This window comes from Saccharibacillus sp. O23, assembly GCF_002205895.1.
In the GTDB taxonomy this organism is placed as follows: Bacteria; Bacillota; Bacilli; order Paenibacillales; family Paenibacillaceae; genus Saccharibacillus.
Genome location: NZ_NJDE01000027.1, coordinates 36,714 through 59,130 on the forward strand (window position 1 = coordinate 36,714; position 22,417 = coordinate 59,130).

Sequence of the window (22,417 nt, forward strand, 5' to 3'; positions counted from 1 at the left end):
GGAGGGAAACCAACGTGCCAATCAAAAAGTATAAACCGACATCCCCGGCCCGCCGCGCGATGAGCGTGTCGACATTCGAAGAAATCACAACGAATCAGCCGGAGAAATCGTTGCTGGCGCCGCTTTACAACAAAGCAGGCCGCAACAACCAAGGTAAAATTACGGTTCGTCACCAAGGCGGCGGACACAAACGTAAATACCGCATCATCGACTTCAAGCGTACCAAAGATGGAATTCCAGGCCGCGTTGCTACGATCGAATACGATCCGAACCGGACTTCGAACATCGCGCTGATCAACTATGCAGACGGCGAAAAGCGCTACATTCTGGCGCCTAAAGGTCTGAAAGTTGGCGACACGATCTTCTCCGGACCGGATGCCGACATCAAGATCGGTAACGCTCTGCCGCTGGAAAACATTCCGGTAGGTACAGTTATCCACAACATCGAGTTGAAACCGGGCAAAGGCGGCCAAATGGTTCGCGCAGCCGGCACAGAAGCTCAATTGCTGGGTAAAGAAGAACGTTACGTATCGATCCGCCTTTCTTCGGGCGAAGTTCGTCGCGTACTGAAAGTTTGCCGCGCTACCATCGGTTCCGTAGGCAACCAGGACCACGAGCTCGTGAAGATCGGTAAAGCAGGCCGTAACCGTTGGTTGGGCAAACGCCCTGAAGTCCGCGGCGTAGTTATGAACCCGAACGATCACCCACACGGTGGTGGTGAAGGTCGTGCTCCGATCGGACGTAAATCCCCGTTGTCTCCTTGGGGCAAACCGACGCTTGGTTACAAAACGCGCAAGAAAAACAAATCTTCGGATCAATACATCATCCGTCGCCGCACGAAGTAATGCGCTTATCCCGCATTGCTTCGCCGGCTAGGGTTATGGAACAAGCCAGCTGAAGGGAGGACTACAATCGATGACACGCAGTCTCAAAAAAGGCCCTTTCATTGATGCATACCTGCTGAAAAAAGTAGAAGTCATGAATGAAGCAAGCAAAAAGGCCGTTATCAAAACTTGGTCCAGACGTTCCACGATCTTCCCGCAATTCATCGGACACACTTTCGCCGTTTACGACGGTCGCAAACACGTGCCGGTATACGTAACGGAAGACATGGTCGGACACAAACTGGGTGAGTTCGCGCCGACGCGTACTTACAAAGGCCACACCGACGACGACAAGAAAACAAGACGCTAAAACGGACCGTACTAAAGTCCGAAGGGAGGTACTGATAGCATGGAAGCAAAAGCGCACTTGAAATATTCCCGCATCGCTCCGCGCAAAGCCCAACTGGTCGCTGATTTGATCCGCGGCAAGCAAGTAGGCGAAGCAATCGCGATTCTGCGCCACACTCCGAAAGCGGCATCCCCGATTCTGGAGAAGTTGCTCAACTCGGCAATCGCTAACGCAGAAAACAACCACTCGCTCGACGTGAGCAAACTGGTGATTTCGCAAGTATACGTAAACCAAGGACCGACTTTGAAACGTTTCCGCCCTCGGGCAATGGGACGCGCAAGCCGGATCAACAAACGCACCAGCCATATCACTCTGGCTGTATCTGAAAAGTAAGGAGGGAAACGTGTGGGACAAAAAGTAAATCCGGTCGGACTCCGTGTAGGGATCATCCGTGACTGGGAATCCAAATGGTACGCTGGCAAAGACTTCGGCACACTGTTGATGGAAGACGTGAAAATTCGCGAATACCTGAAAACTAAGCTGAAAGAATCCGCTGTCTCCAAGATCGAGATCGAAAGAGCAGCAAATCGCGTAAACGTAACGATCCATACGGCTAAGCCGGGTATGGTAATCGGACGCGGCGGCGCAGAGGTTGAGGTACTTCGCGGCGAGATCACTAAGATCGCAAGCGGAAAAAAAGTACACATCAACATCGCTGAAATCAAAAACCAAGAACTGGACGCTGTTCTGGTCGCTGAAAGCATCGCACAACAATTGGAACGTCGCGTATCGTTCCGTCGTGCTTTGAAACAATCGATCCAACGTACAATGCGTGCAGGCGCTAAAGGAATCAAAACTGCGGTTAGCGGTCGTCTCGGCGGCGCGGAAATCGCACGTTCGGAAGGCTACAGCGAAGGAACTGTTCCACTTCATACCCTGCGTGCCGACATCGACTACGGTACAGCTGAAGCGCACACGACTTACGGTCGTATCGGCGTTAAAGTATGGATCTATCGTGGAGAAGTACTTCCTGCGGCTAAGAAACAAGCTGCTCAGGAAGGAGGCAACTAATCATGTTGGTACCTAAACGTGTAAAACACCGTAAACAGCAACGCGGCAGCATGGCCGGTCGTGCTAAAGGCGGTACTGAATTGAACTTCGGCGAATTCGGCCTGCAAGCGACTGAACCTTCGTGGATCACGAACCGTCAGATCGAAGCGGCACGTATCGCCATGACCCGTTACATCAAACGGGGCGGTAAAGTCTGGATCAAGATTTTCCCTGACAAGCCGATTACTCAAAAGCCTCTCGAGGTCCGGATGGGTAGCGGTAAAGGTAACGTTGAGAAATGGGTAGCAGTCGTAAAACCGGGCAAGATCATGTTCGAACTTGCCGGTGTATCGGAAGAAATCGCTCGCGAAGCGATGCGCCTTGCTGCTCACAAACTGCCTGTCAAAACTAAGTTTGTGAAACGTGAAGAATTGGGTGGTGAAGCAAATGAAGGCTAAGGAACTGCGTGACCTGACTACTGCCGAAATCGAACAGAAGGTCTCCGGATTTAAAGAAGAACTCTTTAATCTGCGCTTTCAGCTCGCTACCGGTCAGCTCGACAACCCGACGCGCATCAGCGTAGTCCGCAAGGAAATCGCTCGCGCTAAGACGGTTCTGCGTCAAAGAGAACTCGGAATTACTTCTTAATTCCTTATGACCCTCCGGGTATGTAGCCCGATATTCAGGAAGGAGGCTAACCATGACCGAACAACGCAACTCGCGTAAAGTGCTGGTAGGTAAAGTCGTGAGCGACAAAATGGATAAAACGATCGTTGTTGCTGTAGAAACTTACAAAAAACATGATCTGTATCATAAACGCATCAAATCCACGAAGAAATTCAAAGCGCATGACGAAAACAACGAAGCGAAAATCGGCGATGTAGTAAGAATCGTTGAGACTCGTCCGCTGTCCAAAGACAAGCGCTGGAGACTGGCAGCAGTCACTGAAAAAGCGATCATCATCTAATTGAACGATAAAGCTCGTCCGAAAGGAGGACATTCATAATGATTCAACCATTTACACGTTTGGCTGTAGCCGATAACTCCGGTGCGAAGGAACTGATGTGCATCCGCGTACTCGGCGGTACGGGACGTCGTACAGCTAACATCGGCGACCTGATCGTTTGCTCGGTAAAACAAGCAACACCAGGGGGCGTTGTCAAAAAAGGCGACGTAGTTAAAGCGGTAGTCGTTCGCACGAAACGTTCGGTACGTCGTAAAGACGGATCTTACATCGCATTCGACGAAAACGCAGCAGTAGTGGTGAAAGAAGATCGCAGCCCGCGCGGTACGCGTATCTTTGGACCAGTTGCCCGTGAACTTCGCGACAAGGACTTCATGAAAATCGTTTCCTTGGCACCGGAAGTTATCTAATATAGCATGCACGATTTTCTTGTCGGCTGCCGGCCGGTAAGTCATAGGAGGTGTACCTGATGGCAAGAGTGAAAAAAGTTCTGGAATCCCACAACAACAAACTTCACGTGAAAAAAGACGATGTCGTTATCGTAATCACTGGTAAAGACAAAGGCAAAAAAGGCCGCGTAATCGCAGCTTATCCTCGTGAAAACCGCGTGCTGGTCGAAGGCGTGAACATGGTGAAAAAACACCAGAAGCCAAGCCAAGCGAACCCGCAAGGCGGAATCGTGGAACAAGAAGCTTCGATCCACGTGTCGAACGTGATGCACGTTGACCCGAAAGACGGCGGCAAAGTAACCCGCGTTGGTTACAAGACGTTGGACAACGGCAAAAAAGTGCGCGTTGCGAAACGTTCCGGAGAAGTTATCGAATAATCATCTTTACAGAAAGGAGGCCCATCCTTCATGGTAACAAGACTTAAAGAACGTTATTTGAACGAAAGTACTCCTGCTTTGATGCAGAAGTTCAACTATACGTCGGTTATGCAGGTGCCGAAACTGGAGAAAGTCGTCATCAACATGGGTGTCGGCGAAGCCGTATCCAACTCCAAAGTTCTCGACACGGCAGTAGCCGAGCTCGAGCAAATCGCTGGTCAAAAACCGGTAATCACTCGCGCTAAAAAATCGATCGCAGGTTTCAAACTGCGTGAGAACATGCCGATCGGAACGAAGGTAACCCTGCGCGGCGAGCGCATGTACCAGTTCCTCGACAAACTGTTCAACGTAGCGCTTCCGCGCGTACGTGACTTCCAAGGCGTATCGAACAAAGCGTTCGACGGCCGCGGCAACTACACGCTGGGTCTTAAAGAACAGCTGATCTTCCCAGAAATCCAATACGATCAAGTGGACAAAGTCCGCGGTATGGATATCGTTATCGTAACTACGGCGAAGAGCGACGAAGAAGCTCGTGAACTGCTCACGGGTCTCGGAATGCCTTTCGCAAAATAATATCGGCCAGTATCTAGGGCCATGATCTATGACCCTGTTCTCCCGAAACTATCCAGGAGGTGTCAGGCTAAAGTGGCAAAAACTTCGATGAAGGTTAAACAGCAACGCACCCCGAAATTCAAAGTGCGTGCATACACGCGCTGCGAGCGTTGCGGTCGTCCACACTCGGTTCTGCAAAAGTACAAAATCTGCCGTATTTGCTTCCGCGAATTGGCTTATAAAGGCCAGATCCCTGGCGTGAAAAAAGCAAGCTGGTAATTACCGCATAACAAGGAAGGAGGTTCACACACTATGACTATGTCCGATCCGATTGCAGATATGCTTACACGTATTCGCAACGCGAACGTGGTTCGTCACGAGAAAGTCGAAATGCCGGCTTCCGCGATGAAAAAGCAAATTGCTGAGATCCTGAAGCGCGAAGGTTTTATCCGCGACGCGGAATTCGTACAGGATAACAAGCAAGGCATCATCCGTATCTTCCTGAAATACGGACAAAACAACGAGCGCGTTATTACTGGTCTGAAAAGAATCAGTAAGCCGGGTCTGCGCGTGTACACGAAGAGCAACGAAGTTCCTCGCGTACTGGGCGGCCTGGGTATCGCGATCATCTCCACGTCCAAGGGAGTAATGACCGACAAAGAAGCTCGTCAGGCGAAAGCCGGCGGCGAAGTAATCTGCTACGTTTGGTAATCACGTCAGAACACAAGGAGGTGCAACACATATGTCGCGTATTGGTCGCAAACCAATCGAAGTACCAAGCGGGGTTGAAGTAACGCTGAACAACGCAGCGATTACTGTCAAAGGCCCTAAAGGTACACTCACTCGTGAACTTCATAGAGATATGAAAGTAACGGTGGAAGGTAATACAATCACGGTAGAACGCCCTTCCGATAACAAAGAGCATCGTTCCCTTCACGGCACGACGCGCAGCGTTGTCAACAACATGGTAAGTGGTGTAACGGATGGCTTCTCCAAGTCTCTGGAACTGGTCGGGGTCGGATACCGTGCCAGCAAATCGGGAGACAAGATCGTCCTGAACGTAGGTTACTCCCACCCGGTCGAAATCACGCCGGAAGCGGGAATCGAGTTCGAAGTTCCTTCGAACACGAAAATCATCGTTCGCGGAATCGACAAAGAGCGCGTAGGCGCCTATGCCGCTCAAATCCGTTCGGTACGTGAGCCTGAGCCGTATAAAGGCAAAGGTATCAAGTACGAAGGCGAACGCATCATCCGTAAAGAAGGTAAAGCCGGCAAGAAGAAATAAGCCGCTTTCCTTCGCATTACCCTTAGCTTGCTCATGTGAAGCTGCTTAATAAGCAGATGGGAAGGAGTGAAAGTACTCATGATTACCAAAGGTGATAAAAATAAAGCTCGCTTGAAAAGACACTTGCGTGTACGCAAGAAAATTCAAGGTACGGTTGAGCGTCCTCGTCTGAACGTATACCGTTCGGAGAAACACATCTATGCCCAACTGATCGACGACGTAAACGGCGTAACTATCGTTTCGGCTTCGACTATGGACAAAGAGCTGAAGAGCGAAATCACGAACGGCGGCAACGTTGAAGCTGCGACTAAGGTCGGCACGCTGGTTGCGAACCGTGCGAAGGAAAAAGGTTATACTGCTGTCGTATTCGACCGCGGAGGATACCTCTACCACGGACGGATCCAAGCACTGGCTGACGCAGCCCGTGAAGCCGGACTGGAATTCTAATACCGAGACAAAAGGAGGTTAACGACTTGCGTGTAGATATGAGCACTGTAGGAGAACTGACGGAACGCGTTGTACACATCAACCGCGTAGCTAAAGTTGTAAAGGGCGGACGCCGTTTCAGCTTCAGCGCACTGGTTGTCGTAGGCGACGGACAAGGTAACGTCGGTGCGGGCATCGGTAAAGCCGGAGAAGTTCCGGACGCGATCCGCAAAGGCATCGAAGATGCTAAGAAAAACATGATCCACGTTCCGCTCGTAGGAACAACGATCACTCACCCGATCACAGGTAAATTCGGAGCCGGCAGCGTACTGCTGAAACCAGCTTCCGAAGGTACAGGCGTTATCGCCGGCGGTCCGGTACGTGCAGTACTGGAACTTGCAGGCGTAGGCGATATCTTGACAAAATCCCTGGGTTCTTCGAACTCCATGAACATGGTCAACGCGACGTTGGAAGGATTGTCCCGTTTGAAGCGTGCCGAAGATGTGGCTAAGCTTCGCGGTAAATCCGTCGAAGAACTGAGAGGCTAAGGAGGGAAAAGCAATGGCTAAATTGGAAATCACCCTCGTACGCAGCCTGATCGGACGTCCGAAAAACCAACGCACGACCGTGAACACGCTGGGACTGCGTAAAACGAACCAAGTCGTTGTAAAAGACGACAACGCTGCGATTCGCGGTATGGTAAATCAAGTTCAGCACTTGGTTTCCGTAAAAGAAATCGAAGCTTAAATTTCAATCGCTTCTCGAGAAGCGAATCAATAGAATGAATCAAGGAGGTGCAACGAACGATGAAGTTACATGAGCTTTCTCCAGCTCCGGGTTCGACTAAAGAGCGCAAGCGCATCGGTCGCGGTACGAGTAGCGGTACGGGTAAAACAGCCGGACGCGGTCATAAAGGCCAAAACGCTCGTTCCGGCGGCGGTGTCCGTCCAGGCTTCGAAGGCGGTCAGAACCCACTGTATCGTCGCTTGCCGAAACGCGGATTTGTTAATCCGACCCGTAAAGAATATGCCATCGTAAACACCGAAGAGCTGAACAACTTTGCAGAAAACACCGAAATCACTCCTGAGCTCCTGAAGGAACAAGGTATCATCAAAGATGCCAAGAGCGGCATCAAGATCCTTGGCAATGGCGATGTGACGGTGAAATTGACTGTCAAAGCAAACAAGTTCTCTCAATCTGCGGTGGAGAAAATCGAGGCTGCCGGCGGTAAAACCGAGGTGATCTAATGTTCAACACCCTGAAGAATATATGGAAGGTCGAAGACCTGCGTAAACGGATCCTGTTTACGTTGTTGGTCCTGATCATCTATCGTATCGGTTCGTTCATCCCGATTCCGGGTGTCAACACGGACGTGCTGGAATCGGCTAACGAAGCCGGTAGCCAACTGATGGGACTCTTGAACACCTTCTCCGGAGGCGCGCTCAAACAGTTCTCGATCTTCGCGCTCAGCATTTATCCTTACGTTACGGCATCGATCATCGTGCAGCTGCTGTCGATGGATGTCATCCCGAAGTTCACCGAATGGTCGAAACAAGGGGAACACGGGAAAAAGAAGCTGGCGCAAGTTACCCGATACGGTACCATTGTTCTGGGTTTGATCCAGGCGTTCGCTACGGCGATCGGTTTCAACCGGATTTATAATTCGGAAATGATTCCGAACGCTACGCTCGTCGACTATATTCTGATTGCGATTGTCCTGACCGCGGGTACTTCCCTCCTAATGTGGATGGGTGAGCAGATCACGGAAAAGGGCATCGGCAACGGGATTTCGATTATTATCTTTGCCGGGATCGTCGCTAACATTCCGGGGTACATCGCGACAACCGCGCAATCCGATTTCATCGTGGACGGACAAACGTTCCTGAACGTGATGAAAACCGTGATTATCGCGCTTGTCTTGATCCTGATCATTGTCGGTGTTATCTTTATTCAGCAGGGGATCCGGAAAGTTCCGGTTCAATATGCGAAAAGAGTAGTCGGCAATAAAATGTACGGCGGTCAAAACACCCACATTCCGCTGAAAGTAAACGCGGCGGGTGTCATTCCGGTAATCTTTGCCGTGTCTCTGCTGCAGTTCCCGGTTATCCTTGCAAACTTCTGGTCCACGCATCTGTGGGCGCAATGGGTGCAGCAAAACCTGAACTACAGTCAGCCGCTTGGCATGGTGCTTTATGCAGTCATGATCATCGGCTTCACGTTCTTCTACACCTTCGTGCAGATCAATCCGCAGCAGATGGCGGAGAACATGAAGAAAAACGGCGGTTACATCCCTGGAGTACGTCCGGGTAAAGCAACCGAGAAGTACATTACTCGCGTGATGTCGCGGTTGACGGTTACCGGCGCGCTCTTCCTGACCGTAATTTCGCTCTTGCCGATCGCGTTCGGCTCGCTCTCCGGTCTTCCTCAGTCGGTTCAAATCGGCGGCACGTCGCTGCTGATCGTCGTCGGGGTAGCCTTGGATACGATGAAAACGATCGAAAGTCAGCTGATTAAGCGGCACTATAAAGGTTTTATCAATAAATAGCTCAGGTTCCGGACGGGTCCGACTCCATGCGCTCGCCCGGCGCCTTTTGTGCTGTTAGGCATGGGTAAGACGTAAGGAGTGGACATGACGTGAACATTCTATTCATGGGGCCTCCCGGGGCAGGTAAAGGAACACAGGCGCAGGTCATCGTCGATGCATTCGGCATTCCTCATATCTCGACAGGCGATGCATTTCGTCTGGCGATCAAAGAGGGAACTCCGATCGGAGTAAAAGCCAAAGAATACATCGACCAGGGTCTGCTCGTACCGGATGACGTAACGAACGGTATCGTCCGCGAACGGCTGAGTCAGCCGGATTGCGAAAAAGGTTTCTTGCTCGACGGATTTCCGAGAACTCTGCTGCAGGCCGAAGCATTGGATGCACTTTTGCTCGAATCGGGCCGTAAGCTTGATCATGTTATCAACCTGAACGTTGATCCGGAGAAGCTGCTTAACCGGATTACGGGTCGCCGCATCTGCAAGACTTGCGGAACGACCTATCATGTGATCTTCAACCCGCCGAAGCAAGAAGGCGTATGTGACAAAGACGGCGGAGAACTTTACCAACGTCCGGACGACAATGAAGAGAGCGTACGCACGCGGCTTGAGGAATATGCAAGCAAAACGGCGCCTCTGATCGATTACTATGCAAACAAAGGCTTGCTGCGGCAGATCGACGGAGACCAGGAGATCGGTACGGTATCGGAAGGAATCCTGTCCGTACTGCGAGGTTAACTGTAATGATCATTTGCAAGTCCGAAACGGAGCTCGGCTTTATGAGAGAAGCGGGACGGATTGTGGCTGAGACTCACCGCGCATTGGCGAAAGCGATCGAACCCGGCATTACAACCGCCGAGCTTGACGCGATTGCCGAAGCGACCATCCGCAGCCAGGATGCGGTGCCGTCTTTCAAAGGCTATAATGGTTTTCCGGCCAGCATCTGTGCGTCGGTTAACGACCAGCTGGTTCACGGATTCCCCAGCGAGCGAAAGCTTCGGGAAGGCGATATCGTCACGCTCGATATCGGCGCGCAGTACCGCGGTTACCACGGCGATTCCGCCTGGACTTACCCGGTGGGGCGCATTTCCGACGAAGCCCAGCGTCTGCTGGACGTTACGGAAGGCTCCCTGTACGCAGGACTGGCGTTTGTAAAGCCGGATGTGCGTCTGTTTACCATTTCGCATGCGATTCAGCGATACATCGAAGCGTCGGGCATGTCGGTTGTTCGGGAATTCGTCGGTCACGGCATCGGCCTTGATCTGCACGAAGATCCGAAGATTCCGAATTACGGCATCGAAGGCCGCGGTCCGCTGCTCAAGCCGGGCATGGTGCTGGCGATCGAACCGATGGTCAACCTCGGCGGACGGCAAGTCCGAACGCTGGAGGACGAATGGACCGTCGTAACGGTAGACGGCTCCCTGTGTGCTCATTTCGAACACACAGTAGCGGTTACGAAAGACGGATTGGAAATTTTCACAAAATTGAGCGCGTAGGTGATACACTTGAAAAAGGAAAATCCCCTGCAAATCGGTCAACTCGTGAAGATCCGAAAGGGCCGCGATGCCGGGCAGGCGGCGGTAATCGTAAAGCTTGACGAGGAACAGGGAATTTGGATCGCGGACGGACACAAACGCAAGTTTGACCATCCGAAGAAAAAAAATCCGCTGCACCTCGAGCCCCAGTTGGCAATCAGCAGCGAAGTCGTAAACAGTTTGCAGGAGAGCGGCAGGGTTACAAATGCGAAATTGCGTCATGCGATCAACGCATTTCTGGAATCCGACGCACAGAATGCTAAGCAGAAAGGAGAATGATTGTGGCCAAGGAAGATGTCATTGAAATCGAAGGCGTGGTTATCGAACCGCTGCCTAATGCGATGTTCAAGGTGGAACTTGAGAACGGTCATCAAATTCTCGCTCACGTTTCCGGTAAGCTGCGTATGCACTTTATCCGTATTCTGACGGGAGACAAAGTGGTCGTACAGTTATCGCCTTACGATCTGACTCGCGGCCGTATCACTTACCGCAAGTAGGGATACGTCGCTTTTTGGATATACAACGTTCTGGTGCTTGGAACGCTTCCGGTGCGGCCGGAGCGCGTTCTTGCCCGATCAAACCGAATGCTTTTGAGGAGGTAATAATCATGAAGGTTAGACCGTCGGTCAAACCAATGTGCGAAAAATGCAAAGTCATTCGTCGCAAAGGGAATGTCATGGTAATCTGCGAAAATCCGAAACACAAACAAAAACAAGGATAATTTAGAAGGGGGTGTAGCGTAATGGCTCGTATTGCTGGTGTGGATTTGCCACGTGACAAACGCGTTGAGATCGCCTTGACTTATATCTTCGGGATTGGTAAGACAACTTCCCAAAAACTCCTGAGCCAAACAGGAATCAGCCCGGACACTCGTGTTCGCGATCTGACTGAGGATGAGGTAAGCAAGCTGCGTGAAACGATTGACGCTAATGTAAAAGTAGAGGGCGACCTGCGTCGCGAAGTATCTTTGAACATCAAACGTCTGATCGAGATCGGATCTTATCGCGGTATCCGTCATCGTCGTGGATTGCCGGTACGCGGACAACGTACGAAAACGAATGCTCGTACTCGTAAAGGTCCTCGTCGTACTGTAGCGAACAAGAAGAAGTAAGAAAGGGGGATAACTGACAATGGCTAAACCGAAAAAAGTCGTACGTACGAAACGTCGCGACCGTAAAAATATCGAATCCGGCGTGGCACACATCCGTTCCACGTTTAACAATACGATTGTAACGATTACGGATCCGCACGGAAACGCGATCTCCTGGGCAAGCTCGGGCGGTCTCGGTTTCAGAGGTTCCCGTAAATCGACTCCATTCGCCGCTCAGCTCGCTGCCGAAACAGCTGCTAAAGCTGCAATGGAGCACGGCCTGAAAACCGTTGAAGTTATGGTTAAAGGTCCTGGCGCAGGCCGTGAAGCGGCAATCCGCTCGCTGCAAGCAACAGGTCTGGAAATCAACCTGATCAAGGACGTAACTCCGGTTCCTCACAATGGATGCCGTCCTCCTAAGCGTCGCCGCGTATAGTATTCTTAAGCATTGTGAGTTCAGTATGCTTGGTTTCACGGAAGCGACGTTTTGAAGGAGGGGTATTGTAGTGATAGAAATCGAAAAGCCGAAAATCGAGACCGTCGAGATCAATGACGGAGGCACCTACGGTAAATTCGTCGTTGAGCCTCTGGAACGCGGATACGGTACGACGCTTGGAAACTCGCTTCGTCGCATCCTGTTGTCGTCGCTTCCGGGCGCGGCAGTCACTTCGGTCCAAATTGACGGCGTTCTGCACGAATTCTCGACGATCCCCGGCGTTACGGAAGACGTAACGGAAATCATTCTGAATCTGAAAGCTCTCTCGCTGAAGATTCATTCCGATGAAGAAAAGGTACTGGAAATCGACGCGGAAGGCGAAGGCCTCGTAACGGCCGGAGACATCCGCGCCGATAGCGATGTGGAGATCCTGAACCCGGATCTGCATATTGCGACTCTGGCACCGGGATCGAGACTGCATGTACGCATTTTCGCCGGCCGCGGCCGCGGGTACGTACAGTCCGTCAAGAACAAACGTGACGATCAACCGATCGGCGTCATTCCGATCGACTCGATCTACACCCCGATCTCCCGTGTCAACTACACGGTCGAGAACACGCGGGTCGGACAAGTCACGAACTACGACAAGCTCACCTTGGAAGTCTGGACCGATGGCAGCATCCGTCCGGAAGAAGCGGTAAGCCTTGGCGCTAAAATTTTGACCGAGCACGTATTGCTCTTCGTAGGTCTGACCGACGAAGCGCGCGATGCGGAGATCATGGTCGAAAAAGAAGAAGACAAGAAGGAAAAAGTGTTGGAGATGACGATCGAAGAACTCGATCTCTCCGTGCGTTCCTATAACTGTCTGAAACGTGCCGGCATCAATACGGTACAAGAGCTGACCACGAAATCGGAAGAAGACATGATGAAAGTCCGCAACTTGGGCCGCAAGTCTTTGGAAGAAGTTCAAGAGAAGCTCGAAGAACTGGGTCTGGGTCTCCGTCAGGAAGACTAAGACCGAACAGTATATGTAGAAGGAGGGAAAACGATGGCATACCAAAAGTTGGGACGTAACTCCAGCGCGCGCAAAGCTCTGCTTCGCGACCTGGTAACCGACCTGTTCTTGTACGAGCGCATCGAAACGACGGAAGCGAAAGCGAAAGAAGCTCGCTCCATCGCCGAAAAACTGATCACCCTTTCCAAACGCGGAGATCTGCATGCACGCCGCCAAGTGGCTGCATACGTTCGTCGCGAGACGGTTGACGGTGAAAAAGACGCAATCCAAAAGCTGTTTGCTGATCTGGCACCGCGCTACGCGGACCGTCCGGGCGGCTACACACGCATCCTGAAACTGGGAGCACGCCGCGGAGACGCAGCACCTATGGTTTACCTGGAACTGGTTGACCGCGCCTAGTTGCCGGTTCGATCGTTCGGGGCGGGAGTGATCCCACCCATGGATTCCCGAGAAACGTATGCCGCCTGTTCAAGGCGGCAGAGCCGTTTCTTTTTTTTTGAACTTATCCGTTGCCGGTAGGCGATCCGGTACGGAATCAAGCAGAAAGAGAAGGAGGTGAGCCCGTGCGCAATTTATGCATGACCGTCGCTTACGACGGCACGAATTATAACGGATTTCAGACGCAGCCGATCGGCAACACGGTCCAAGACGAACTGGAAGCTTCGATCCTTGCTTTAACGGGCGACAAACCGAAGATTATCGCTTCGGGCCGCACCGACGCCGGCGTGCATGCATACGCTCAAGTGTTCAACTTCCATACTCTTTCGCGGATTCCTGCGGATCGCTGGCCTCTGGCGCTCAATGCCCGGCTGCCGAAAGACATCGTCGTGACCCGTTCTTGGGAAGTTCCGTTCGAATTCAATTCCCGGCATGCGGCCAAACGCAAGACGTATCGCTATACGATCAACGCTAACCGCTATCCGGACGTTTTCCAGCGCCATATGCAGTTTCACCATCCCGCGCCGCAGCTCGACATCGAAGCCATGCGGGAAGGGCTGCAGCATCTGGTGGGGACTTACGATTTTACGTCGTTTGCCTCCAGGCATTCTCAGAAGACCAATCATGTGCGAACGCTGCTCGAAGCTTGGATCGAAGTGGATCGAACGACCTGCCGTCCGGGAACGTCCGATCAGGGGTTCATCCATGTTTTCTTGACAGGCACAGGCTTTCTTCAGCATATGGTTCGAATCATTACCGGTACGCTCCTGCAGGTGGGAGAAGGCAAGCGTGCTTCGGAGGAGATGAAGACCATTTTGCTGGCCTGCGATCGGGCCGCGGCCGGTCCGACGGCAGTAGGGAAAGGCCTCGCGCTGTGGAACGTCGACTACGGCGATCTGCTGCCCGAGTAACGGAAAGTTCTTTGGGGAATTGCTCGAAAATGTATTGCAGTTTATGGGATCATCATGTAGAATAAAAGTTGTGTTTTCTTGAAGGCTTCCCACGGCCCCCAATCAAGAAAACGTGCAACAACAATCGTTTTACCTTTTGATTATCCATGATCGCAAACATAAATCGTTCCGGCAGCCCCGGATCTTAGCCCGGCGGCATGGAACGTCTGACACTTACAACGAATATTATTGCAAAGATTAGAAGGAGGCACTTACTCATGCGTACTACCTACATGGCTAAGCCGAGCGAAGTTGAGCGCAACTGGTACATCATCGACGCTGAAGGCAAAACGCTGGGCCGTCTGGCAAGCGAAGCTGCTGCACTGATCCGCGGCAAGCACAAAACACAATTCACTCCACACGTTGACGGCGGCGACTTCGTTATCGTCATCAATGCGGAGAAAATCCACCTGACAGGCAACAAGCTGCAGGACAAGAAATACTACCGTCACTCGATGCACCCGGGCGGCCTGAAAGTTACAAGCGCAGGCGAAATGATCAAAAACAAGCCTGCACGTCTCCTGGAACTGGCTGTAGCCGGCATGCTTCCTAAGACTCGCATGGGCGACAGAATGAAACTCAGACTCAAAGCGTATGCCGGAGCAGAGCATCCACATGCAGCACAAAAACCGGAAGTTTACGAGCTTCGCGGCTAAATAAAAGGAGGACCCTTTCATGGCAACTGTACAATACTATGGCACTGGTCGTCGTAAGCATTCGGTAGCTCGTGTTCGCCTCGTACCGGGTGAAGGACGCATTGTCATCAACAAACGTGAAATCGACGAATACTTCGGTCTGGAGACGCTCAAACTGATCGTCAACCAACCGCTGAACCTGACTGAGACAGTAGGCAAGTACGACGTAATCGTACTGGCACACGGCGGCGGCACTTCGGGCCAAGCCGGCGCGATTCGTCACGGTATCGCTCGCGCACTGCTCAAAGCAGACCCAGAACTGCGCGGTTCGCTGAAAAAAGCGGGCTTCCTGACGCGTGACCCACGCATGAAGGAACGTAAAAAATACGGCCTCAAAGCCGCTCGTCGCGCTCCACAGTTCTCGAAACGTTAATTCTTACAAGCAAACAGCCTGCTTCCGATTTTCGGAGGCAGGCTGTTTTTTTGTTTGCGTATCCTACAATTCGAAGCGTACGATCGTTTTTTCGAGACTGTCACTGCTCCGGCCGAGTAGTTGGGTCGTTTCCGCGATCGCTTTGGAAGCTTCCAACTGTCGGATCGATAACTGCTGCAAAGAGAGCGTATAGTCCGCGGTAGTCTTGGAGATCTGCGAGATCTGCTCGACCGAAGCCGATACTTCTTCCGAACCGGCCAGAATTTCTTCGGCGGAAGCCGAAATTTCTTCCATGTGGCCGCTGATCTGGTTAAACCGGACAACCGTACGTGCGAACAGCGAATGGACTTGATTCGAAAGTTCGTTGCTTTTCTGAATTTCTTCGCTTTCTTCGCTCATTCTTTCCCCGATAATCGCGACTTCCTGACTGATCTTCGACAGCAGATCCACGACATGAGACGCCGAGGTGGACGACAGTCCGGCCAGCTTGCGAATCTCTCCGGCTACGACAGCAAATCCTGCGCCGTCTTCTCCGGCTCTGGCGGCTTCGATCGAAGCGTTCAGCGCCAACAGGTTCGTTTGTTCGGCAATGCTGGTGATCGATTGAAGAACAGGACCGATCTCGTTCATATAGAGATGCAGGGTATTGACCGAATCGGAAGTATGTCCGACCAACTGGGCCATTTCCGTGATCTTCCGCTGCAGTCCGTCCATCGAAGATTTTCCCCGAGCAGCCGCTTCCAAGACTTCCGTAGATGCTCCCGAGACGTCGGCGGAAGAATGCGTAACTCTTTCGATCGCCGAAGTGATCTCCTGCATCGATCTTGCACATTCTTCGGCACTCGCGTATTGATTGTTCGCTTCGATCGTCAAGGTAGCAGCCGATTCGTTCAATTGATTATTCATGCTCAGCAGCAGGTCGGCTTCCGAAGTGAACCGATGCGAAGACTGGACCAGCGTTTGCGTGGTGTCGCGCATCTCCTGCACCACATCGCCGAGAGTATGGCCTAATCGAACGCTCATTTTCGTCATGGCTTCGTACGTCTGGCCGATTTCGTCGTTGGAGCGGTTTTTGACTGTGTTCAAGAGTTGGTTCGCTTTGCCGATCTCCCCGTTCGCGATTGCTTGAGAACTCTCTACGATCACGCTCAACGGACGCAGCGCCCGATACAGGAATACGGCAATGACGGCGAAGATGATCAGCGTCATGCCGGCCATCAGGATATAGAACAAAAAGCTGCTCTGCAAAAACTGATCCGAGATCTGATTGGCGACCGTCACGTTGGTATCGATGCCTAAGATCCCGATCATCTTGCCGCCCGCATCGATAAGAGGCACATAAGCGGAAATGTAACTGCCGTATTCGGGGTGCACGATAATGCCCGTCTGCGCTTTCTCGCCTTTGAGCAATTTGGCGATCGCTTCTTTCGGAATATCCGTTACCTCGCCGATCGGCGAAGCGGTATCCGAACCTTTGGGCTGCCCGTCGACGATCAGGATCGGTTGCTGATCTTGGTCGATGGTCACCGTATACACGTACATGGCTCCGATCTCGCTTCGATATTGGTTCAGTTTGTTGCGGATCTGCCAATACTGCTCGTTTTCCGTGGGATTCGCGGCGAAGGCTTCATACGATTCGACATCGAACTGCGAAGCGAAAGCTTCGGCCATGTTCATATTGAAGCTGCTGATCGTATATTCGCTCGCTTTTTTGACATTTTCGTTTTGCATATAGACAAACGTGGAGAGAAGAACCGCCAGTACAAGAAAGATAATGACGGATAGCTTGACCGAGAGTTTTTGGGTGAGTGCGGACATAAATGCCACCTTCCTGGATTTTGTGAGTTCATTGTACTATGTCGGATGCATTTTATGAGAAAAGAGTCAACAAGCAAGCAAATATTTATTTTAATTTTTAGAAATCTTGTTTTCGGCACGAAAAAAGTTTTTCTCATTTTGAAATAAAGATTGATTGTTTACACGGAAAGTTTTATACTTGAAAATAATTCAGATTAGAATAGTTGGTTTTACGCGATAAAGGATTCGTCCTATCGTAACGCGCATACAAGTCCGAAACTTTTTCCCCGCCGGCCTCACCTCGCTTTTTCGCTGCCGCCGTACGGGATGCTTGATTTTATTCATACCATTCGCCATTCAGAGATGGAGGGTCTTCAAGATGAATTTGTTGGAAAAAGAAGAGTTTGCCCGTACCAAAGCCGAAGAGTTGGAACACTTGAGCGCCGAGGAAGTCATTCGTTTCGCCGCGCAGCAGTATTCGAGCCTGACCTTTGCTTGCAGTTTCGGCGCGGAAGACGTCGTGATCGTGGATATGCTTCAGCATATCAGCCCGACCACGGACGTGTTTTATCTGGATACGGACTTCCATTTCAAAGAAACCTACGAGACGCGCGACCGGATGTCCGATCGTTACGGTCTGGACTTCGTGCGCGTATCTCCGCTGATTACGCCGGAAGAGCAAGCGGCGCAGCACGGAGAGTCTCTCTGGACCGTCGATCCGAACCAATGCTGCAATATCCGCAAAGTCGAGCCGTTGACGCGCAACCTGTCGCGTTACGACGCTTGGATCACCGGGATTCGCCGCGATCAAGCTCCGACCCGCGCGAACTCCAAGAAAGTCGAATACGACTACAAGTTCGGTCTGATGAAGTTCAACCCGTTAGCGGATTGGACGAGCGAAGACGTATGGAAGTACATTCGCGACAACGACATCATCTATAATCCGCTGCATGACCGCAATTTCCCGAGCATCGGCTGCGAACAGTGCACCCGTGCCGTTATGCCGGGCGAAGATCCGCGCGCCGGACGCTGGTCGGGCAACGACAAGACCGAATGCGGTTTGCATAAGTAAGGAAACGACCGGAACAGCTTAACCATCCATAAAGGAGCGACTGCCGATTATGACTTCCATCAAGCCGCACGGCGGCACTTTGATCAACCGTCTCGCCGAAGGCGAAGAACGTACGCGACTGCTCGAAGAGGCCGCGGGCCTTCGCCAGATTGCCATTAACGCATGGACGTTGTCCGACCTTGATCTGATCGCCGTAGGCGCTTTTTCCCCGCTGACCGGATTCATGAACGAAGAAGACTATAACAGCGTGGTCAAGACGATGCGTCTGGCGGACGGAACCGTATGGAGCATCCCGATTACTTTGCCGCTCGAAGGGGCCGAAGCTTCGCTGAAAGGCGAGCGCGTAGCCTTGGTCGGCGAAGAAGACGGCGTCGTCTATGCGGTGCTCGACGTAGAGAGCGTCTACAGCATCGACCGGACCCGAGAAGCGATCAATGTTTTCAAGACCGACGATTCGGAACATCCCGGCGTGAAGAAATTGTTCGAACGTCCGCTCGAGCGGATCGGCGGTACCGTAAGAGTACTGAATCGTCCGCAGCCGGAACGTTTCAACGAGTTTTATTTCGATCCGGCCGAGACGAGACGGTTGTTCGCGGAAAAAGGATGGAAAAGCGTCGTCGGCTTCCAAACCCGCAATCCGGTGCATCGGGCGCACGAATATATTCAGAAGTCGGCGCTGGAAACGGTCGATGCGTTGTTCCTGAACCCGCTGGTCGGCGAGACCAAGTCCGATGACGTGCCGGCGGATATCCGTATGAGAAGCTATCTGGTGCTGCTCGAGAACTATTATCCGGCCGCGCGCACGTTCTTGGGCGTATTCCCGGCGGCGATGCGTTATGCGGGACCGCGCGAAGCGATTTTCCATGCCATCGTGCGTAAAAACTACGGATGCACCCACTTCATCGTAGGCCGCGACCATGCGGGCGTAGGCGACTACTACGGCACGTATGAAGCGCAGGAGATCTTCTCCAACTTCGAAGCGGAAGAACTCGGCATCACGCCGTTGTTCTTCGAACACAGCTTCTTCTGCACGCACTGCGGCAATATGGCCACCAGCAAGACCTGCCCTCACGGCAAAGAGAAGCATCTGACGCTGTCGGGGACGAAGGTGCGCGCTTTGCTGCGTAACGGAGAATGCCCGCCGCCCGAGTTTACCCGTCCGGAAGTCGCTGAAGTGCTGATCGAAGGCATGCGCGACCGGGTCGTCGAGCAAGTCTGAACCTGAACGCCGCAGAAACGAATAACACCGAGCCATTTTCCTTTCGGGGAGAGGCTCGGTGTTTTTGTTTCATGTATAATGAGAAAGAGATTTCCCTGAAAGAGGGAGAGAGGATGAACAGCATGGTAACAAGAGAAGAAGTTGTGGAAGCGCTTGAAGCGGTGATGGACCCCGTCTACCGTGTGCGTTTATCCGACCTAAGGCTGATCCGCGACGTCGTCATCCGCGAGGGACGAGTATCGCTTAGCGTAGTCTGCCTGGATAGCAGCGAAGAGACTCGGCAGGGCTTGGAGACGCAGGTTCGCTCCATTTTGCAATCTTTGGCCGTAGAAGAAGTGCATATCCGTTTCAAAGAAGCGACGGAACTGGAGAAAGAGCGCAGTCGGGCGATTATCGAAGATAACCGAGTGCGCGGCGATCAGGAAGAGGAAGAAGATCAGGATCCCGTCTTGGTCAAAGGCCATGCGGCGGGACTCGAAGATCTGCCGATCCTTAGCCCCGACTCTCCGACGACGTTCGTCTCGATCGCCAGCGGCAAAGGCGGCGTGGGTAAATCGACCGTAGCGGTCAACTTGGCGGTCTCGTTGGCTCGCTTGGGCAAAAAGGTGGGTCTCATCGACGCGGACATCTACGGATTCAGCGTACCGGACATGATGGGAATCGAGGCCGGACCGGAAGTCATAGACGGGCTTCTTCAACCTGTGGAACGTTTCGGGGTGAAAGTCATGTCGATGGGCTTCTTTATCCGCGAAAACAATCCCGTCGTCTGGCGCGGACCGCTGCTCGGACGCATGCTTCGGCAGTTTTTCGAAGAAACCGAATGGGGAGAGATCGACTATATGCTTCTCGACCTCCCTCCGGGAACGGGAGATATCGCGCTCGACGTTCACCAGATGCTTCCTCAGAGCAAACAGATCATCGTTACGACCCCTCACGGCACGGCGGCTTTCGTAGCGGCCAGAGCGGGAGCTATGGGGTTGCAGACCGGGCACGAGATTCTGGGCGTTGTCGAAAACATGGCTTACTACGAAAAAAACGGCGAACGCGATTATATCTTCGGACGCGGCGGCGGCGGAAGATTGGCCGAGACGCTGCATACCGAACTGTTGGGACAAATTCCGCTCGGCGTGCCGGATAACCATGTCTCCGAACCCGACTTCTCGCCGTCCGTTTACAAAGCGGAGAGCGCGACGGGGATGATGTATAACGAGATGGCCGAAGCGGTGATTCGCAAAACGAAAAAAAGCGGATAAGCGAAAGCAAAGGGAGGGAAAGAATGGGGATTCTGTCGTTCGGACAGTTTATCAAAGGATTGGCTCGGAACAAAGCGTACATGTTTGTCGCCAGCGCGATATTTATCGCCAGCATCGCGGCCGGAGCATTTTGGGCGGAAGACCTCCGGCAGCTGTTGATCGCGCAGCTCGAAGGATTGCAATCGGTATCCCAGTCTTTGGAGCAATCGGAGAACGTGGAGCTCAGCTTTTTCGTTTTCATTTTTCTCAATAACGCGATCAAAGCGGTTCTGGTCATGCTTTTGGGCGCTTTTTTCGGACTGGCGCCGCTCTTCTTCTTGATCCTGAACGGGATGATCTTGGGATTCGTGGTCGAAGTGTCCCACAGTCAAGGGCAGGATATGGCGGAGCTGATTTTTAAAGGACTGCTGCCGCACGGCATCATCGAGCTTCCCGCGATCGTGATCGCCTGCGCTTACGGGCTGAAGTTCGGCGCTATGGCGATCGGCAGCCTATTCAATCTGGGAGCGGACAAAAGACAGCGTCTGGCCTCCCGGTGGGAAACCGGCTTGAAGCAAATGGGCGGGGCGGCGGTTTGGATCGTAATCCTGCTTTTCGTCGCCGCGATCATCGAAAGCACGATCACTTATAATCTGCTGCGCTAATCTCTTTGCAGCTCCTGATCTGACTTTTGGCGTTGAAAAGGGATTAGGTTTTGTAAACTTTTACGCATCGAAGGGTTACCCTTGCTTCATTTTGGGTTAAATCAAAGTTGAAATAGCAATTCGACTTTCAATAATGATGAGAAACGCCCGAAGGAAGGAGGGACTGTAATGCTCGGTATGATGTTCAACGATATGGAGTGCAAAGAATTCGGTTATGTGCTGCGCAAAGAACTGGACGAGATGTTGTTCGATTTGAGCGACCAACGTCTGGACCATAATATGCGTCAGTCCATTTCTAAACGATACCAGACCATCTTTCAGATGTATGCGAGAGTTGCGCCTCCTAAGGAACTGTCCAAGTACGTGAGAGACAAGAGGCACGGCGGCGAACGATAAGGCGGATCTGCAAAGATAAAAGAGGGAATGGACAAAGAAAGCGGTCGGAGACTTCCGGACCGCTTTTGACGTTGTAAAGGGATAAAAGAGCCCGCATAAAAAGGTGAAACAGATTATCAAAAAAAGTGTTGACTTGCTATGTTGATCTGTGATAAATTATTAATCGGCTCTTCGAGAGAAGGCCATCGCCTTTCAACAGAAAATAAGCACTGAAAAAGAAATTAAAAAAAGTGCTTGACGAACTGCTTGCGAGTGTGATAGGATATAAAAGTCGCCGCTGAGACATTGACGACGACGAGAAAGAAAAGAAATACACGGTTTGCTCCTTGAAAACTGAACAGTAAGTGAGTCGCGATGATGAAGATCATCGTGAGAATAAAAGGTTCTTGAGCAATCGAGAATCGCCACGTTTTAAACGAGCACATGGTGCTTTCTTGATAAGCCGGCCTTCGGGTCGCAACTTTAATGGAGAGTTTGATCCTGGCTCAGGACGAACGCTGGCGGCATGCCTAATACATGCAAGTCGAGCGGACTTGATGAAGAAGCTTGCTTCTTCTGATAGTTAGCGGCGGACGGGTGAGTAACACGTAGGCAACCTGCCTTTCAGACTGGGATAACTTCCGGAAACGGATGCTAATACCGGATACATCGTTTCTTCGCATGAAGAGACGAGGAAAGACGGCGCAA

The 22,417-nt window shown here is 52.0% G+C and carries 36 protein-coding genes and 1 rRNA gene; 36 read left to right on the plus strand and 1 reads right to left on the minus strand.

Features of this window, described 5'->3' with window-relative positions:
• The first annotated feature begins 14 nt into the window (after nt 1–14).
• From rplB to rpsI, 30 genes are all read left to right on the plus strand, one after another.
• A complete protein-coding gene (gene rplB, locus CDO73_RS24205; RefSeq protein ID WP_087801942.1) occupies nt 15–845 on the plus strand; it encodes a 50S ribosomal protein L2 in 831 nt (276 codons plus the stop codon).
• Between the two features lie 70 nt (nt 846–915).
• Nucleotides 916–1,194: a 30S ribosomal protein S19 gene (gene rpsS / locus CDO73_RS24210; protein WP_088491091.1), complete on the plus strand. Its 279-nt coding sequence runs from the start codon at nt 916–918 to the stop codon at nt 1,192–1,194.
• 39 nt (nt 1,195–1,233) lie between these two features.
• Nucleotides 1,234–1,566 (plus strand): 50S ribosomal protein L22, encoded by a 333-nt coding sequence (gene rplV, locus CDO73_RS24215; RefSeq protein WP_087801940.1) that lies wholly within the window; start codon nt 1,234–1,236, stop codon nt 1,564–1,566.
• A 12-nt stretch (nt 1,567–1,578) separates the two neighbouring features.
• Complete coding sequence (gene rpsC, locus CDO73_RS24220) at nt 1,579–2,244, plus strand: 30S ribosomal protein S3 (protein WP_088491092.1); 666 nt, start codon at nt 1,579–1,581, stop codon at nt 2,242–2,244.
• 2 nt (nt 2,245–2,246) lie between these two features.
• Nucleotides 2,247–2,681: a 50S ribosomal protein L16 gene (rplP, locus tag CDO73_RS24225; protein WP_087801936.1), complete on the plus strand. Its 435-nt coding sequence runs from the start codon at nt 2,247–2,249 to the stop codon at nt 2,679–2,681.
• Nucleotides 2,671–2,871: a 50S ribosomal protein L29 gene (gene rpmC / locus CDO73_RS24230; protein ID WP_018978360.1), complete on the plus strand. Its 201-nt coding sequence runs from the start codon at nt 2,671–2,673 to the stop codon at nt 2,869–2,871. Before rplP ends, rpmC begins: the two co-directional genes overlap by 11 nt.
• Before the next feature lie 52 nt (nt 2,872–2,923).
• Nucleotides 2,924–3,190: a 30S ribosomal protein S17 gene (rpsQ, locus tag CDO73_RS24235; protein WP_087801934.1), complete on the plus strand. Its 267-nt coding sequence runs from the start codon at nt 2,924–2,926 to the stop codon at nt 3,188–3,190.
• Nucleotides 3,191–3,228: 38 nt separating this feature from the next.
• A complete protein-coding gene (rplN, locus tag CDO73_RS24240) occupies nt 3,229–3,597 on the plus strand; it encodes a 50S ribosomal protein L14 (protein ID WP_087801933.1) in 369 nt (122 codons plus the stop codon).
• 59 nt (nt 3,598–3,656) lie between these two features.
• A complete protein-coding gene (rplX, locus tag CDO73_RS24245) occupies nt 3,657–4,013 on the plus strand; it encodes a 50S ribosomal protein L24 (RefSeq protein ID WP_087801931.1) in 357 nt (118 codons plus the stop codon).
• Between the two features lie 30 nt (nt 4,014–4,043).
• A complete protein-coding gene (gene rplE, locus CDO73_RS24250) occupies nt 4,044–4,586 on the plus strand; it encodes a 50S ribosomal protein L5 (protein ID WP_087801929.1) in 543 nt (180 codons plus the stop codon).
• Nucleotides 4,587–4,658: 72 nt separating this feature from the next.
• Nucleotides 4,659–4,844 (plus strand): type Z 30S ribosomal protein S14, encoded by a 186-nt coding sequence (locus tag CDO73_RS24255; RefSeq protein WP_009226651.1) that lies wholly within the window; start codon nt 4,659–4,661, stop codon nt 4,842–4,844.
• A 33-nt stretch (nt 4,845–4,877) separates the two neighbouring features.
• The gene (gene rpsH, locus CDO73_RS24260; RefSeq protein ID WP_037291559.1) at nt 4,878–5,276 is read left to right on the plus strand and encodes a 30S ribosomal protein S8; all 399 of its coding nucleotides are present in this window, start codon (nt 4,878–4,880) and stop codon (nt 5,274–5,276) included.
• A gap of 31 nt (nt 5,277–5,307) precedes the next feature.
• Nucleotides 5,308–5,850 (plus strand): 50S ribosomal protein L6, encoded by a 543-nt coding sequence (gene rplF, locus CDO73_RS24265; RefSeq protein ID WP_088491093.1) that lies wholly within the window; start codon nt 5,308–5,310, stop codon nt 5,848–5,850.
• A 78-nt stretch (nt 5,851–5,928) separates the two neighbouring features.
• Complete coding sequence (rplR, locus tag CDO73_RS24270; RefSeq protein WP_087801925.1) at nt 5,929–6,297, plus strand: 50S ribosomal protein L18; 369 nt, start codon at nt 5,929–5,931, stop codon at nt 6,295–6,297.
• Nucleotides 6,298–6,323: 26 nt separating this feature from the next.
• Nucleotides 6,324–6,824 (plus strand): 30S ribosomal protein S5, encoded by a 501-nt coding sequence (rpsE, locus tag CDO73_RS24275; protein WP_087801923.1) that lies wholly within the window; start codon nt 6,324–6,326, stop codon nt 6,822–6,824.
• 13 nt (nt 6,825–6,837) lie between these two features.
• The gene (gene rpmD / locus CDO73_RS24280; RefSeq protein WP_088491094.1) at nt 6,838–7,023 is read left to right on the plus strand and encodes a 50S ribosomal protein L30; all 186 of its coding nucleotides are present in this window, start codon (nt 6,838–6,840) and stop codon (nt 7,021–7,023) included.
• 59 nt (nt 7,024–7,082) lie between these two features.
• Nucleotides 7,083–7,523 (plus strand): 50S ribosomal protein L15, encoded by a 441-nt coding sequence (rplO, locus tag CDO73_RS24285; RefSeq protein WP_088491095.1) that lies wholly within the window; start codon nt 7,083–7,085, stop codon nt 7,521–7,523.
• Nucleotides 7,523–8,821 carry a preprotein translocase subunit SecY gene (gene secY / locus CDO73_RS24290; protein ID WP_088491096.1) on the plus strand — a complete coding sequence of 433 codons (1,299 nt, stop codon included), beginning with the start codon at nt 7,523–7,525 and terminating at the stop codon, nt 8,819–8,821. The genes rplO and secY overlap by 1 nt, the downstream gene beginning before the upstream one ends.
• Before the next feature lie 89 nt (nt 8,822–8,910).
• A complete protein-coding gene (locus tag CDO73_RS24295; RefSeq protein ID WP_087801915.1) occupies nt 8,911–9,555 on the plus strand; it encodes an adenylate kinase in 645 nt (214 codons plus the stop codon).
• A gap of 5 nt (nt 9,556–9,560) precedes the next feature.
• Entirely contained in the window at nt 9,561–10,313 is a 753-nt protein-coding gene (gene map / locus CDO73_RS24300) for a type I methionyl aminopeptidase (protein ID WP_088491097.1), read from the plus strand.
• Nucleotides 10,314–10,322: 9 nt separating this feature from the next.
• The gene (locus CDO73_RS24305; RefSeq protein ID WP_088491106.1) at nt 10,323–10,631 is read left to right on the plus strand and encodes a KOW domain-containing RNA-binding protein; all 309 of its coding nucleotides are present in this window, start codon (nt 10,323–10,325) and stop codon (nt 10,629–10,631) included.
• A 2-nt stretch (nt 10,632–10,633) separates the two neighbouring features.
• The gene (gene infA, locus CDO73_RS24310) at nt 10,634–10,849 is read left to right on the plus strand and encodes a translation initiation factor IF-1 (protein ID WP_018978345.1); all 216 of its coding nucleotides are present in this window, start codon (nt 10,634–10,636) and stop codon (nt 10,847–10,849) included.
• Nucleotides 10,850–10,959: 110 nt separating this feature from the next.
• Nucleotides 10,960–11,073 (plus strand): 50S ribosomal protein L36, encoded by a 114-nt coding sequence (gene rpmJ, locus CDO73_RS24315; RefSeq protein ID WP_037291536.1) that lies wholly within the window; start codon nt 10,960–10,962, stop codon nt 11,071–11,073.
• 21 nt (nt 11,074–11,094) lie between these two features.
• The gene (gene rpsM, locus CDO73_RS24320) at nt 11,095–11,463 is read left to right on the plus strand and encodes a 30S ribosomal protein S13 (RefSeq protein WP_018978344.1); all 369 of its coding nucleotides are present in this window, start codon (nt 11,095–11,097) and stop codon (nt 11,461–11,463) included.
• A 19-nt stretch (nt 11,464–11,482) separates the two neighbouring features.
• Nucleotides 11,483–11,878 carry a 30S ribosomal protein S11 gene (gene rpsK, locus CDO73_RS24325; protein ID WP_037291530.1) on the plus strand — a complete coding sequence of 132 codons (396 nt, stop codon included), beginning with the start codon at nt 11,483–11,485 and terminating at the stop codon, nt 11,876–11,878.
• Nucleotides 11,879–11,948: 70 nt separating this feature from the next.
• Nucleotides 11,949–12,893, plus strand: coding sequence for a DNA-directed RNA polymerase subunit alpha (locus CDO73_RS24330; RefSeq protein WP_087801909.1), 945 nt, complete (start codon nt 11,949–11,951; stop codon nt 12,891–12,893).
• A gap of 33 nt (nt 12,894–12,926) precedes the next feature.
• Entirely contained in the window at nt 12,927–13,292 is a 366-nt protein-coding gene (gene rplQ, locus CDO73_RS24335; protein WP_037291525.1) for a 50S ribosomal protein L17, read from the plus strand.
• Nucleotides 13,293–13,456: 164 nt separating this feature from the next.
• Complete coding sequence (gene truA / locus CDO73_RS24340) at nt 13,457–14,242, plus strand: tRNA pseudouridine(38-40) synthase TruA (RefSeq protein WP_088491098.1); 786 nt, start codon at nt 13,457–13,459, stop codon at nt 14,240–14,242.
• A 257-nt stretch (nt 14,243–14,499) separates the two neighbouring features.
• Complete coding sequence (rplM, locus tag CDO73_RS24345) at nt 14,500–14,937, plus strand: 50S ribosomal protein L13 (RefSeq protein WP_088491099.1); 438 nt, start codon at nt 14,500–14,502, stop codon at nt 14,935–14,937.
• A 19-nt stretch (nt 14,938–14,956) separates the two neighbouring features.
• The gene (gene rpsI, locus CDO73_RS24350; RefSeq protein ID WP_087801903.1) at nt 14,957–15,349 is read left to right on the plus strand and encodes a 30S ribosomal protein S9; all 393 of its coding nucleotides are present in this window, start codon (nt 14,957–14,959) and stop codon (nt 15,347–15,349) included.
• A gap of 63 nt (nt 15,350–15,412) precedes the next feature.
• On the opposite strand, the gene CDO73_RS24355 is transcribed toward rpsI, so the two are convergent.
• Nucleotides 15,413–17,167, minus strand: a complete 1,755-nt coding sequence (locus CDO73_RS24355; protein ID WP_088491100.1) for a methyl-accepting chemotaxis protein — start codon at nt 17,165–17,167, stop codon at nt 15,413–15,415.
• 358 nt (nt 17,168–17,525) lie between these two features.
• On the opposite strand from CDO73_RS24355, the gene CDO73_RS24360 reads away from it, so the two are divergent.
• The 6 genes from CDO73_RS24360 to CDO73_RS24390 form a co-directional block, all read left to right on the plus strand.
• Nucleotides 17,526–18,218: a phosphoadenylyl-sulfate reductase gene (locus tag CDO73_RS24360; protein WP_088491101.1), complete on the plus strand. Its 693-nt coding sequence runs from the start codon at nt 17,526–17,528 to the stop codon at nt 18,216–18,218.
• A gap of 49 nt (nt 18,219–18,267) precedes the next feature.
• Complete coding sequence (gene sat / locus CDO73_RS24365) at nt 18,268–19,437, plus strand: sulfate adenylyltransferase (RefSeq protein ID WP_088491102.1); 1,170 nt, start codon at nt 18,268–18,270, stop codon at nt 19,435–19,437.
• A gap of 122 nt (nt 19,438–19,559) precedes the next feature.
• Entirely contained in the window at nt 19,560–20,690 is a 1,131-nt protein-coding gene (locus CDO73_RS24370) for an Mrp/NBP35 family ATP-binding protein (protein WP_088491107.1), read from the plus strand.
• A gap of 23 nt (nt 20,691–20,713) precedes the next feature.
• Nucleotides 20,714–21,334, plus strand: coding sequence for a stage II sporulation protein M (locus CDO73_RS24375; RefSeq protein WP_088491103.1), 621 nt, complete (start codon nt 20,714–20,716; stop codon nt 21,332–21,334).
• 168 nt (nt 21,335–21,502) lie between these two features.
• Nucleotides 21,503–21,730 (plus strand): hypothetical protein, encoded by a 228-nt coding sequence (locus CDO73_RS24380; protein ID WP_088491104.1) that lies wholly within the window; start codon nt 21,503–21,505, stop codon nt 21,728–21,730.
• Between the two features lie 462 nt (nt 21,731–22,192).
• Nucleotides 22,193–22,417, plus strand: a 16S ribosomal RNA gene (locus CDO73_RS24390); the annotation flags it as partial.